The organism is Streptomyces sp. NPDC091376 (genome assembly GCF_044757085.1).
GTDB lineage: Bacteria > Actinomycetota > Actinomycetes > Streptomycetales > Streptomycetaceae > Streptomyces > Streptomyces pratisoli.
In genome coordinates this window covers 45,026-57,854 of the sequence record NZ_JBIVUF010000012.1, presented here as the reverse complement: position 1 = coordinate 57,854, position 12,829 = coordinate 45,026, and the positions used below count along the sequence as shown (strand labels likewise).

At 72.2% G+C, this 12,829-nt stretch carries 11 protein-coding genes; 4 read left to right on the top strand and 7 right to left on the bottom strand.

Annotation, left to right across the window (positions count from 1 at the left end):
- Nucleotides 1-22: 22 nt before the first annotated feature.
- Both ACIQMR_RS24840 and ACIQMR_RS24835 read right to left on the bottom strand, forming a co-directional pair.
- Nucleotides 23-1,255 carry a cytidylyltransferase domain-containing protein gene (locus ACIQMR_RS24840; protein WP_401391177.1) on the bottom strand — a complete coding sequence of 411 codons (1,233 nt, stop codon included), beginning with the start codon at nt 1,253-1,255 and terminating at the stop codon, nt 23-25.
- A gap of 32 nt (nt 1,256-1,287) precedes the next feature.
- The gene (locus tag ACIQMR_RS24835; protein WP_401391174.1) at nt 1,288-2,601 is read right to left on the bottom strand and encodes a DUF6716 putative glycosyltransferase; all 1,314 of its coding nucleotides are present in this window, start codon (nt 2,599-2,601) and stop codon (nt 1,288-1,290) included.
- A 188-nt stretch (nt 2,602-2,789) separates the two neighbouring features.
- On the opposite strand from ACIQMR_RS24835, the gene ACIQMR_RS24830 reads away from it, so the two are divergent.
- Both ACIQMR_RS24830 and ACIQMR_RS24825 read left to right on the top strand, forming a co-directional pair.
- Nucleotides 2,790-3,788: a glycosyltransferase family 2 protein gene (locus ACIQMR_RS24830; RefSeq protein WP_266381944.1), complete on the top strand. Its 999-nt coding sequence runs from the start codon at nt 2,790-2,792 to the stop codon at nt 3,786-3,788.
- Nucleotides 3,788-5,104, top strand: coding sequence for an alpha-2,8-polysialyltransferase family protein (locus tag ACIQMR_RS24825; RefSeq protein ID WP_401391170.1), 1,317 nt, complete (start codon nt 3,788-3,790; stop codon nt 5,102-5,104). The genes ACIQMR_RS24830 and ACIQMR_RS24825 overlap by 1 nt, the downstream gene beginning before the upstream one ends.
- 116 nt (nt 5,105-5,220) lie before the next feature.
- On the opposite strand, the gene ACIQMR_RS24820 is transcribed toward ACIQMR_RS24825, so the two are convergent.
- Nucleotides 5,221-5,883 carry a TetR/AcrR family transcriptional regulator C-terminal domain-containing protein gene (locus ACIQMR_RS24820; RefSeq protein ID WP_401391167.1) on the bottom strand — a complete coding sequence of 221 codons (663 nt, stop codon included), beginning with the start codon at nt 5,881-5,883 and terminating at the stop codon, nt 5,221-5,223.
- Between the two features lie 37 nt (nt 5,884-5,920).
- Between ACIQMR_RS24820 and ACIQMR_RS24815 the strand changes: the two genes are divergently transcribed.
- The gene (locus tag ACIQMR_RS24815) at nt 5,921-7,363 is read left to right on the top strand and encodes an FAD-dependent monooxygenase (protein WP_401391165.1); all 1,443 of its coding nucleotides are present in this window, start codon (nt 5,921-5,923) and stop codon (nt 7,361-7,363) included.
- On the opposite strand, the gene leuE is transcribed toward ACIQMR_RS24815, so the two are convergent.
- A complete protein-coding gene (gene leuE / locus ACIQMR_RS24810; RefSeq protein WP_401391162.1) occupies nt 7,347-8,009 on the bottom strand; it encodes a leucine efflux protein LeuE in 663 nt (220 codons plus the stop codon). The two genes, ACIQMR_RS24815 and leuE, sit on opposite strands and share 17 nt — an antisense overlap.
- A gap of 63 nt (nt 8,010-8,072) precedes the next feature.
- On the bottom strand, nt 8,073-9,653 hold the full coding sequence (locus ACIQMR_RS24805) for a methylmalonyl-CoA mutase (RefSeq protein WP_401391159.1): 1,581 nt from the start codon (nt 9,651-9,653) through the stop codon (nt 8,073-8,075).
- A gap of 196 nt (nt 9,654-9,849) precedes the next feature.
- Here ACIQMR_RS24805 and ACIQMR_RS24800 point away from each other — a divergent pair, with 196 nt between their 5' ends.
- Nucleotides 9,850-10,704: a L,D-transpeptidase family protein gene (locus ACIQMR_RS24800; RefSeq protein WP_401391156.1), complete on the top strand. Its 855-nt coding sequence runs from the start codon at nt 9,850-9,852 to the stop codon at nt 10,702-10,704.
- A gap of 197 nt (nt 10,705-10,901) precedes the next feature.
- Here the strand turns inward: ACIQMR_RS24800 and ACIQMR_RS24795 are convergent, their stop codons facing one another.
- Both ACIQMR_RS24795 and ACIQMR_RS24790 read right to left on the bottom strand, forming a co-directional pair.
- The gene (locus ACIQMR_RS24795) at nt 10,902-11,975 is read right to left on the bottom strand and encodes a hypothetical protein (protein WP_401391153.1); all 1,074 of its coding nucleotides are present in this window, start codon (nt 11,973-11,975) and stop codon (nt 10,902-10,904) included.
- Complete coding sequence (locus tag ACIQMR_RS24790; protein WP_401391674.1) at nt 11,975-12,670, bottom strand: RNA polymerase sigma factor; 696 nt, start codon at nt 12,668-12,670, stop codon at nt 11,975-11,977. The genes ACIQMR_RS24795 and ACIQMR_RS24790 overlap by 1 nt, the downstream gene beginning before the upstream one ends.
- Nucleotides 12,671-12,829: the final 159 nt, after the last annotated feature.

The following is a 12,829-nucleotide window of genomic DNA, read 5'->3' as shown; positions in this document are numbered from 1 at the left end:
AGGGGGTTCCTTACGGGTCGGCTTACTGGGTGGGGGTGGTGAGGGTGGGACCGAGAAGCCAGGTGGCGATCTCCCGGATCGCGCCGGCGCCACCGGGGGTGGCGGTGACGGCGCGGGCTGCGGCGCGCACGGAGTCGTGCGCGCTCGCGACGGCGACGGGCCAGCCGACGAGCCCGAAACAGGGCAGGTCGTTGACGTCGTTGCCGGCGTAGAGGACCCGCTCGGGCGCGACCGCGTTCTCCTCACACCACTGCTTCAGGGCTATGTCCTTGCGGTCGATGCCGTGCAGTACGGGGATGGCGAGCTTGCGGGCGCGGGCCGCGACGACGGGGTTCTGTTCGGTGGAGAGGATCAGCAGCTTCAGCCCGGCGCGGCGCAGCGCGGCGATGCCGAGGCCGTCTCCTCGGTGGACGGCGACGAGCTCACGGCCGTCCGAGTCGACGAGGACGCGGTCGTCGGTCTGGGTGCCGTCGAAGTCGAGGACGACGGCGTCGACGTCCTCCCTGGTGGGGACGGGCGCGGGGTCGAGCAGCGGCGCCAGCGCGCGGGCCCGGGCCAGATCGTGCGGATCGTCGATCTCCAGCACCCGCGCGGGGTCGGTCTCGACGAGCGCGGTCCGCCCGAAGAAGCGGTGGCCGTGCGTCCGGAAGCCCTGGGCGTCCATGGCGTACGCGGCCCCGGTCTCCAGGAAGTCCTCGGGGCGGTCCTGACGCCGGGGCCGGTAGGCCTTGTCGTGGTTGACGCCCTGGCCGTCCTCCGCCGGAGCCTGAGAGGGGAACGGCGAGGCCGGGACCGTGGCCGGCACTGGCGCGGGGGTGCGGCGCCAGACGAAGGCGTGGAAGGGGGCCACCGTCACGGCCGTGTCCGCGCCGTCGTTCACGACCGCGGAGGTGACACCGTCGATGTCGTCGCGGGTGATGAAGGGGCTGGTGCACTGGACGAGGAGGACCACGTCGACCGGGCGGCCGTGGATCGCCTCGTACGCGTCCATGGCGTGGAGCACCGCGGACTCGCTGGTCGCGGTGTCGCCCGCGATGGCGGGCGGCCGTTCCACGACGGTGCCACCGGCCGCGCGGGCCACCTCCGCGATCGCCGGGTCGTCCGTGGAGACCAGCACGTCGGTGACCAGTCGGGCCTGCGCGCAGGCCCGTACGGCACGGGCGACGAGCGGGACGCCGCCGACCGTGGCGAGGTTCTTGCCGGGGACGCCCTTGGAGCCGCCCCGGGCGGGGATCACGGCGAGGACGGTCGTCATCTGGTGGGGCTCCTTCAGGGCTTTCGGGGGGTTCACAGTTCGCCCATGCGGCGGATGACTGGGGCGACGCGCTGCACGCCGTGGCGGTACGCGCCGCGCGCCGCGCCCCGCACCGCGTCGCGCACCACGCGGCGCACGCCGGTGACCTCGGTCGCCGGGGCCGCCCCGGCCAGCGGGGTGCCGTCCGCGGCGAGGCGGTGACGGGCGAGGATCCCGGGCAGATAGCCGGGAGCGGTGGCGGGGGTGTAGTAGGGGGTGACCGGCGGGAGCTCCGGCCGCGACAGCAGCTCCGCGACCCGCTTGCGCGCCTCCTCGAAGGCCGTCTCGTACGCGCCGTCCGCGGCGACGCCCTGCCGGGCCAGCCACTCCTCGTCGGGCTCGGGGCGGTGGCCGCCGTCGAGTCGGTCCCAGGACGTGAGCAGCCCGGAGCCGAGGAAGTGGTGGTTGCCGAGGGCCTCGCGCACCCCGAGGTCCGTCAGTACGGCCGTCGGGATCCGGCGGTGCAGGGCTTCGAGCGCCGCCGTGGAGGAGACGGTGACCAGCAGGTCGGTGCGGTCGAGGACCTCGCCCATGTGCCCGTACACGAGGCTGAAGTTGGGCGGCAGTCCGCCGGGGAGCCTGTCCGCCAGCTTCTGGTACGGCACCTCCTCCAGGTGCGTGGTGTGCTCGCCCGGCTTGGAGCGCAGCTTGAGCAGCACCTCGCGGGAGGGGTGGAGCCTGGCGTGCTCGACGAGCCGCCTCAGCAGGTACGTACGGTCGGCGCGGCTCTCCGGGACCGACGGCTGCACGGCGAAGACGACCGTGTCGCGGTCTTCCCGCCGGGCGTACGGGGCGCCGCCGAGGAACGGCAGCGCCGCCTCGGTCACCGAGGAGGCGTCGGCGCCGACGCCCTCGTACACCGCGCGGAAGCGGTCGGCGTCGTGGCGTGAGTTGGCGAGGACGACGTCCGCGCCGTGCCGCAGCAGCAGTCCGTCGGCGAGCTTCTCGTAGACGACGCCGACATAGCCGGTGACCAGCACCGGCCTGCGCGGCAGGCGCAGCGCGGCGAGTCCGTGCAGCATGGCCTGCACCGCGCCGCCGACGAGGGCGAGGACGACGAGGTCGTACCCCTCGTCACGTATCGCGTGGAGGAACTCGACCCCGGTCACTTCGCGCAGTTCGTCCGCGTCGACGCCGACCTCGGCGAGCTGGCGGGCGGTGGGGGTCGCACGGCCGCGGAGCAGGAAGCCGGTCAGCTCGGCTTCGTCCTCGGCTATGCGGCGCGCGGTCAGCGCGCCCCACTTCCAGCGGGTGTCGGAGTCGGCGAGCACGGCGACGCGTGGCGCCTGGCTGGTACGTGATGGCACGCCGAGGACGTTAGAAAGGCATTTCGTTTGGCGGCCCAACTGGACAGCAACAAATGGTTAACAGCGGGTCTACGAATCGCGAAAGCGCAGACCGGTCGAGCCGGTTAACAATTCCGCCGCACCCTGTTCACCCGCCGTCTCTCCGACGGTCAGAGTGAATGACGGGGCCGGCGCCTAGTGTCCGGCGCGTGGTCAAGCTCTCCGTCATCGTGCCGTTCTACAACGTGCAGTCATACGCGCCCGACACCCTCAGAAGCCTGCGTGCGAACGCCCGCGAGGACTTCGAATTCCTGCTCATCGACGACTGTTCCAGGGATGGGACACCGGAGATCCTCGAGCGGGCCGAGCGAGAGGTCCCCGGAGCCGTCCTGATCAGACACGAACAGAACGGCGGGCTGGCCACGGCCCGCAACACCGGTCTGGACGCCGCGCGCGGCGAGTACATCACCTTCCTCGACGGTGACGACTGGCTGGCGCCCGGCTACTACGAGCGGCTCCTCGCAGCCATCGAGGAACTCGGTGTCGACTTCGTCCGCACCGATCATGTGCAGTGCACGGCCCGTGAGCGCAAGGTGTTCCGGGTACCGGTCGGCCGCCGGGGCGAGGTGCTGCGCCCGCGTGACGCGATCCTGCCCGCCGACCGGTCCACCTCCGTCGACTACCCGATGGCCTGGGCCGGCATCTACCGGCGCGAGCTCCTCGACCGGGGGCTGCTGCACTTCACGGACGGGCTGCGGACGGCCGAGGACCGGCCCTGGATCTGGCGGCTGCACCGCGAGGCCGAGTCTTTCGCGGCGGTGAGCCTGCTGGGGATCTTCTACCGGCGCGGGGTGGCCTCGTCGCTGACGCAGATCGGTGATGTCAGGCAGCTCGATTTCATCAAGGCTTTCGATCAGGTGCTCGAAGAAACCGCAAAGGATCCGGATTCGGATCGGCTGCTGCCGAAAGCCGTGCGAACGTACTGTGCCGTTATTTCCCATCACCTGGGATCAGTCGAGAGGTTCGAACCGGCAGTGGCCCGGAAATTGCGCTCCATGAGTGCGGCGGCACTGCGGCGGATGCCGCAGGACATTCTGAAGGACGCACTCGACTCGATGGACGTCGAGCGGTCCTCCCGGCTGCGCAGGCTGCGCCGCCGGCCGGTCGCGGTGCCCTCGGGATCCGGCTCGGCGGGGGCGGCGGCCTGATGGGTACGACGCGCACGACGCAGATCTTCTTCGCCTCCACGCTGTACGGCGCGGCGACGCTGGCGGCCGCGCTCGACAGCGGCTGCTTCGAACCCGCGGACCGGCGGCTGCTGCTGGTCAGCAACAACGCGACGACGCCGGAGACGACACCGGCGCTCGACGAGATGCCGGGCTTCGAGCGGCTGCGCGGGCGCTTCGACGGAGTCCTGTCGTGGAACGACGCGATCGACCCGTTCCATCCGGGCGGCTGGTCGCCCCGGTCCGACGACGTCCCCATGTGGGAGCGGTATCTGCGGATGCTGTGGGACCTCGGGGACGACCGGATCGAGCTGGCCCTGGAGTCGATCCAGGTCAGCCCGGCGCTGTCGGTGGCCCAGTTGTTCCCGGACGCGCGGCTCGATGTGTACGCGGACGGGCTGATGAGCTACGGCCCGACCCGGAACAAGATCGATCCGCTGGTGGGCGAGCGGGTGCGCAGGCTGCTGCACCTGGACCTGGTGCCCGGCCTGAAGCCGCTGCTGCTCGCGGAGTTCGGGGCGGAGCCGCTGCTGGTGCCGGCGGAGGCGTTCACGAAGGTGGTCGCGGAACTGGCGGAGGACGCGGGGGAGCCGGTCTGGGCGCAGGACGCGGCGCCCGCGCTGCTGCTGGGCCAGTACCTGGCGGCGCTGGACATCATCACCGCGGCGGAGGAAGAGGCCCTGCACGTACGGATGGTGCGGGGTGCGGTGGCGCTCGGCCACCGCCGGCTCGTCTTCAAGCCGCATCCGGTGGCGCCGGCGGCGTGGTCGCGGACACTGGAGCGCGAGGCGGAGAAACTGGGCGCGGAACTGACGGTGCTGGACCGGCCGTTGCTGGCGGAGGTGCTGTACCGGCAGCTGAGGCCGGCGCTGGTGGTCGGGTGCTTCTCGACGGCGCTGCTGACGGCGAGCACCTTCTACGGCATCCCCGTCGCAAGGACGGGCACGGAGCCGCTGCTCGACCGTCTCACGCCGTACCAGAACAGCAACCGGGTGCCGCTGACGCTCGTGGACACGCTGCTGCCGGATCTCGAGGACGGGGCACCGGGCGCACCGCGGCCCGTGGACGACGAGGTGTCCGGGCTGGTCCGGGCGGTCGGCTTCGCGATGCAGCCGCAGATCCGCGCGGACCTGCGCGAGGCGGCGGAGCAGTATCTCGCCGCCCACCTCTCGACGAGCACCTGGCGTTACTTCAAGCGCCGCCGGCTGACGGTGCTCGGCCTCCCGGGCGGCCTCCCGATCCCCCGCCACGCGGCGGTCCGCCGGGTGGCCCGCAAGGTGCGCCGCGTCCTGCGCTGACGAGGGCCCGCGGCCCTCCGGGTCCCCTGCGCCCGAGAGCGCGGGGGGACTTCACCGTCCCGGCGCCCGTCCCGCGTTCGAGGACGCAGATGCCGGCCCGCCCCGACGCCACCGGGCTACGGAGCCGCGTCCCCCTCGGGACCGAGAGCGTGGGCGATGCCCGCGACCACCGCCCCGAGGCCCGCGCGGAAGCCCGCGTCGTGGCCGGCGAAGAGTTCGGCTCCCGCCCGGGCGGCCAGCGGGTACGCGGCCAGGCGTTCCGCACGTGCGGCGAGGTCGTAGCCCTCCGTGCCCGCCACCGGGTCCGGCCTCATCGCCTGCTCCTCGATCACGTACCCGACCGTGTAGCTGTACGCGGTGAACCAGGCGCGTGCCGCCGCCCCGGGGCTGAAGCCCGCGTCGACGAGCACGCGCAGATTCGCCTCCATCGGTGCGGCGTAGCTCGTGTCCGTGTAGTGCGTGCCGCTGTAGACCTTCGCGCCGTCGCGGTAGCGCAGCAGATGGGCGCGGAGCCCGCACATCATGTCCGTGAGGCCCTGCCGCCAGTCCCGGCCCGCCGACGACGGCTCGCTCATGTCGGCGGCCATGCGCCGGACCATCTCCGTCGCCATCTCGTTCAGCAGCGCCTGCTTGTCCTTGAAGTGCCAGTACAGAGCCGGTGCCTTGACGTCCAGTTCCCTGGCGATGGCGCGCAGGGTCAGCCCGTCCAGGCCCACCTCGTTCAGCAGGCGCAGCGCGGTGTCGGCGACCAGCGCCCGGTCGATCTTCGTCGGTCCCACCTTGACAGTTTAACGCCGTTAAGGGCACGCTCCCGCCATGGAACTTAACAGCGTTAAGGAAGCGTCGACGGGGACGGACGTGCTCGTCGTGGGCGCCGGGCCCACCGGACTCGCGCTCGCCGTCGACCTCGCCCGCCGCGGAGTCGGCGTGCTCGTGACGGAGCGGACGGACGGCCTCTTCCCCGGCTCACGCGGCAAGGGCCTCCAGCCCCGCACCATGGAGGTCCTCGACGACCTCGGCGTGGTGGACGCGGTCCTCGCGGCAGGCGGCCCCGCCCCCATGGGCATGGTCTGGCAGGACGGCGAGCGGCTCGGCGAGCACGACATGTTCGACCGCGCCCGGCCGTCCGGAGCCGAGCCGTACGGAGAACCCTGGCTGCTGCCCCAGTGGCGCACCCAGGAGATCCTGCTCGCCCGGCTCCGCGAGCTCGGCGGGGACGTGGCCTTCGGCCGGGAGGTGACGGGCGTCGCGCAGGACGCGGACGGCGTCACGGCACGGCTCGCGACGGGCACGACGGTCCGCGCGCGGTACGCCGTCGCCGCGGACGGCGGCCGCAGCACGGTCCGTTCGGCGCTCGGCATCGCGATGCACGGCGAGGACGTCGACCCCGCCCCGGTCCTCGTCGCCGACGTCCGCGTGCCCGGCCTCGACCGGGACAACTGGCACATGTTCGGCGGCGGGGAAGCGGGCTACCTGGCCCTCTGCCCGCTGCCCGGCACCGAGGACTTCCAGCTGGTCGCGCAGTTCACACGGGGCCGACCTGACACCACGCCCGAAGGCGTACGGGCCGTGGTCGCCGCCCGGACCCATCTGACGGCCGACCAGGTCACCGAGGTGCGCTGGGCCTCGGACTTCCGGCCCCGCGCGGCGCTCGCCGAGCGCTTTCGCGACGGACGGATCTTCCTGGCCGGGGACGCCGCCCACATCCACTCCCCCGCCGGCGGCCAGGGCCTGAACACCAGCGTCCAGGACGCCTACAACCTCGGCTGGAAGCTCGGCCAGGTGCTGCGCGAGGGCGCGCCGGAGACTCTGCTGGACACCTACGAGGAGGAGCGACTGCCCGTCGCCGCCCACATGCTGGGCCTGTCGACACGGATCCACCACGGCACCGCACGGCGCGGCGCCGAGACCCGCCAGCTCGGCCTCGGCTATCGCGGCGGCCCGCTCGCGGACGGCTCGGCGGGCGCGCTGGTGGCAGGCGACCGCGCCCCGGACGGACGGCTCCCGGGCGGCCGCAGGATCTTCGACCTGCTGCGCGGCCCCCACTTCACACTGCTCGCCGTCGGTACGGACGCGGAACCGCCGACGCTGCCCGGCCCCGTGCGCTTCCACCGGATCGACGCGTACGAGGCGTACGGCAAGGGCCTCTTCCTGGTCCGCCCGGACGGCTACGTGGGCTGGGCCGGCGACACCGCCGACGGCCTGGACGCCCACCTGAGCCGCGTGGCGCCAGCGGCGCGCCCTACCCTCCGGAGCTGAGCGACAGCTTCACGGCGAAGCCCAGGAAGAGCGCGCCCGCCGCGGACGTCGCCCCGGCCGACAGACGCTTGCGGCGGCGGAAGGCGGCCGCGAGGTGGGTGCCGGTGAAGATGAGCAGCGTGAGGTAGAGGACGCTCGCCACCTGGGCGAGGCCCCCGAGCACGGTGAAGGACACGGCCGGGTAGGCGTACGCCGGATCGACGAACTGCACGAAGAAGGCGATGAAGAACAGGATCGCCTTCGGGTTGAACAGGCTGATCACCAGCGCCCGGCGGAACGGCCTCTCGGCGGCGGACGCCGGCTCGGAGGCCAGCGCCCCGGCCTCCGCCACCCGCTCGTGCCGGGTGCGCCACATCGACCAGGCGGCCCTCAGCATCCCGATCGCCAGCCAGGTCAGATAGCCCGCGCCGGCGAACTTCACGATGCCGAACAGCACGGCGTTGGCCTGGAGGAGCGAGGCGACACCCGCCGCGGACAGCACCATCAGCACGGTGTCACCGCACCACACACCCGCGGCGGCCGTGTATCCGGTGCGCACACCACGGCGCGCGGCGACCGAGAGCACGTACAGCGAGTTCGGCCCCGGAAGGAGAATGATCAGGACAAGTCCTGCGAGATACGTCGGCAGATCGGTGACACCCAGCATGTGGCGGAGTGTCGCACACGGGTACGACACCCCGCCTCGGTGTTCCGGATGGCGGAAACGTGATCAGAACACGTCGCTCGGTACGTACGTCCCCCACACCTCCCGCAGCGCGTTGCACACCTCGCCCACCGTCGCCCGCGCCCGCAGCGCGTCCTTCATCGGGTAGAGCACGTTGTCCGTGCCCTCCGCCGCCGCCCTCAGCGCGGCGAGCGCCGCGTCGACCGCCGGCCGGTCGCGTTCGGCGCGCAGTTTCGCCAGCCGCTCCGCCTGCTGCGCCTCGATCGCCGGGTCGACGCGGAGCGGCTCGTACGGCTCCTCCTCGTCGAGGGTGTAGCGGTTCACGCCGACGACGAGGCGCTCCCCGCTGTCGGTCTCCTGCGCGATGCGGTACGCGCTCCGTTCGATCTCGCTCTTCTGGAAGCCGCGCTCGATGGCGCTGACCGCACCGCCGAGGTCCTCCACCTTCGTCATCAGCTCCAGCGCCGCGGCCTCCACGTCGTCCGTCATCGTCTCGACGACGTACGAACCGGCGAACGGGTCGACGGTGGCGGTGACATCGGTCTCGTACGCGAGGACCTGCTGCGTGCGCAGCGCGAGGCGGGCCGACTTGTCCGTCGGCAGGGCGATCGCCTCGTCGAAGGAGTTGGTGTGCAGCGACTGGGTGCCGCCGAGGACGGCCGCCAGGCCCTGCACCGCGACGCGCACCAGGTTCACCTCGGGCTGCTGGGCGGTGAGCTGGACGCCCGCGGTCTGGGTGTGGAAGCGCAGCATCAACGACTTGGGGTTCTTCGCGCCGAACTCGTCCCGCATCACCCGCGCCCAGATCCGGCGCGCGGCGCGGAACTTCGCGACCTCCTCCAGGATCGTCGTACGGGAGACGAAGAAGAACGAGAGCCGGGGCGCGAAGTCGTCCACGTCCATGCCCGCGGCCACGGCGGTCCTGACGTACTCGATGCCGTCCGCGAGGGTGAAGGCGATCTCCTGCGCGGGCGTCGCCCCGGCCTCCGCCATGTGGTAGCCGGAGATCGAGATCGTGTTCCACTTCGGGATCTCGGCCCTGCAGTACTTGAAGATGTCGGCGATGAGCCGCAGCGAGGGCTTGGGCGGGAAGATGTAGGTCCCGCGGGCGATGTACTCCTTGAGCACGTCGTTCTGGATGGTGCCGGTGAGCCTGTCCGCCGGAACACCCTGCTCCGCGCCCACCAGTTGGTAGAGGAGCAGCAGCAGCGCCGCCGGGGCGTTGATCGTCATCGACGTGGAGACCTTGTCCAGCGGGATGCCGTCGAACAGCACCCGCATGTCGTCGATGGAGTCGATCGCCACACCGACCTTGCCGACCTCGCCGTGCGCGATGGGCGCGTCGGAGTCGTGGCCCATCTGGGTCGGCAGGTCGAAGGCGACGGACAGGCCCGTCGTGCCGTTGGCGATGAGCTGCTGGTAGCGGGCGTTGGACTCGACGGCCGTGCCGAAGCCCGCGTACTGCCTCATGGTCCACGGCCGGCCGGTGTACATGGACGGGTAGACGCCGCGCGTGAAGGGGTACGAGCCGGGCTCCCCCAGCTTCTCGGCCGGGTCCCACCCCTCCAGGGAGCTCGGCCCGTAGACCGGCTCGACGGGCAGTCCCGACTCGGATTCGCGCGCCATGTGCTGTGCCTCCCGGTAAAGCCACTCGTCAAAGTTACTTGTCAGTACGCAACCCTCGCGACGGACTGTATCGGCGGGTCTCCCGACCATGGTGTGCCCGTTGCTGGGACCTTGCTCACAGGATGCTCCTCCGCCCGCAACCAAGCGCGGCCAGGAAGCATCACTACTCACACATACGAGAACCCGGGGGGCCCTCATGCACCGTACGTCCGTCCTGCGCAGATCGCTCATGGCCCTCGCGGCCGCGGCCCTGGCCGCCGGCTGCACCACCCAGGCGACGGGCGGCGGTGCCGCCGGTTCGGCCCCCGCCGGCGGTGACGCGAAGGCACCCGCCGCCGGCCCCACCGCGACGCCGGACGACGCGAAGCCGAAGGCGTCCCCGGCTCCGGTGACCCCCTCCCCCTCGCGGACGGCACAGCCGAAGGTGCTCATGGCGGAGGGCACGGAGAACGAGCAGGTCCGCGAACTCCAGGCGCGACTGCGGCAGATCGGCCACTTCCACCGCAGCCCCACCGCGTTCTACGGCTCGATGACGTCGACGGCGGTCAGCGCCTTCCAGGGCAAGCGGGGGCTGCCCACGACCGGTTCGGTCGACGAGGCCACCTGGGAGCGGCTGATCGGGCTGTCCCGCACGCCCACCGCCGCCGAGTTGCGCCCGCCGACGACGAACACGCTGGACAAGCCCGACGCGCGGTGCATGACAGGTCGGGTGCTCTGCATCAGCAAGGAGAGCAGGACGCTCGCCTGGATGATCGACGGCACGGTGGTGGCGGCGATGGACGTGCGCTTCGGCTCGGAGAACACGCCGACCCGCGAGGGCACCTTCAGCGTGGGCTGGAAGGCCAGGAAGTGGGAGTCGACGATCTACCACACGCCGATGCCGTACGCGATGTTCTTCAGCGGGGGCCAGGCGGTCCACTACTCCGCGGACTTCGCGGCCCGTGGCTACAACGGCGCCTCGCACGGCTGCGTCAACGTCCGGGACAAGGGGAAGATCGCGTCGGTCTTCAGCCAGGTGAAGGTCGGCGACAAGGTCGTCGTCCACTGGTGACGGCGAGAAGTTCAGGAGGCGCGGGCGGGACCGGGGGAACGTGTCCCGCCCGCGCCTGTGTGCGCCGAGCCGTGGGTACGGGGGGAACCCCGGCTCTGGCACGGCCGATGACCAGTCGGCTCACTTAGTACTGCGCCGGGCAGCCGAAAAACGTCACACCTTGGCCGGAAAATCTTTCGCGAGAAGAAAACAGCAGGTCAGAAGGGCGGGTTCACGGGAACTGCCAGGAGGCCGCCCGTGACGGCCGACAGCGATGTGGAGACCGAGGACGCGGACAGGGACGGCGCGGAGACCGACGGCCAGGGCACGGGCCGCACCGTGATCGACGGCGCGGGGACCGGGTTCACCGGAGCCGGCCGTACGCCGGCAGGCGGCATGGCCGGGAAATGCGGAATGCCGCCGGGTCCGGAGCCACCACCGCCCGCGGGGCCGTCGTCGCCGTCGTCACCGCCGCCGCTGTCGCCGTCGCCCTTGCCGTCACCGCCGTCGCCGCCGTTGTAGTCGTCGCCCCTGCCGTCGGAGGACAGCACGCGGTCGCAGAACCGCTTGACCCGGTCCGCTCCCCTGGCCGCGGCCTCCAGGCGGCGCCTGCGCTCCTCGTCGAGCGTGCCGTTGCGATGGTCACGGCAGGCGTCGGCCGTCCTGCGGTACCAGTCCCTGTTGTGCTCGTCCCGGTCCTTCGCGTCGTCGCGCGGCCGGGCGCTCTCGCCCGCGCTCGTCCCGTCGCGGGTCCCGCCGGAGGCGTCGCCCGAAGACGGCGGCGCGCTCGGAGTGCCCGGGCTCGCGGGCGGCGCGGGCGGCTGGGACGTACCCGAGTCGTCGGCCGGGGACTCCGAGGCGAGCGGTCCGGGGTCGACGGGCGCCGAGACGGAGGACGCCGGCTGGGGGCTGTTGTCGCCGCCGAACGGCGCCGGCAGCACTCCGGCCCCGGCGGCGACGGCCACGCCGCCCACCATCAGGCCGGCCAGCGAGGCGGCCAGCCCCCAGCGCGCGGACCGGACCCAGGGAACCGGCCGGGGCTCGGTCGTCAGATGCACCGTCGGCAACAGCTCCGCCGCGCCACCGTCGCGGGCCTTGCGGAACGCCGCGAGCGCGGCGTCCTCGCCCCGCAGCGGCTCGGGCCCGATGCCCTGGACCCGGACGCCGTCCAGCAGTTCCGTGAGTCGTTGGGCTTCGCTACGCGCGTCAACACCGGACGGCTCGACCGGTTCACCGCGAAGCAATCGCTCCGCCGCCGCCTGGTCGAGCCATTCGTAACGCTCGTCGGCCATCACATGTCCTTCTGCGTCCGCAGACGCGAATGCGTCACACCCGCGGGCCGCGCGGCACCCGGGCGGACGTTGCGCGGAGACGGTACCGCGCCGAGCCCGGGGCCGGCACCGGGGCCGTGTCCATGGCTCTCGGGGAGGGCTCCGTGTTCGGCTCCCAGCAGCTCGGCGAGCCGTTTCAGTCCGCGATGGGCCGCGGTTCGTACGGCTCCGGGACGCTTACCCAGAGTCCTGGCCGCGCTCTTCGCGTCGAGGCCGACGACCACGCGCAGGACGACGGCTTCGGCCTGGTCCTGGGGCAGCTGGGCGATCAGGGCCATGGTCCGGCCGGTGGCGAGGGCCTCCATTGCCTCTCCGGCGGTGTCCGACTCGGCCGGTTTCCCGGTCAGTTCGGTCTCGTCGCCGCCGACGGCGGGGCGCCTGCCCCGCATCCGTATGTGGTCCAGTGCCCGGTTGCGGGCGATCCGCGCCGCCCAGCCGCGGAAGCGGTCCGCGTCGCCGCTGAACCGGTCGAGGTCCCGGGCTATCTGCAGCCACGCCTCCGAGGCGACGTCCTCGGCCTCCGGCTCGCCCACGAGCGTCCGTATGTATCCGAGCAGCCGCGGGTGCACGGCGCGGTACACAGTCCGGAAAGCGTCTTCGTCTCCGTCCTGCGCCGCGCCCACCGCGGCGGTCAGCTCCGCGTCGTCCCCCAGCACTCCCACTACCCGTTCGTCATCGCGGCTGGTCACCACGGCCGCACAGCCCAGCGCGCAGCGCCACGCTACGTCCTCGACGGGGGCCGCGTCCACGTCTTGTACAACCTGCAACATTCTGCCGGACCGACGCGGTGTGACAGAAAACGCATCCACGGCGCT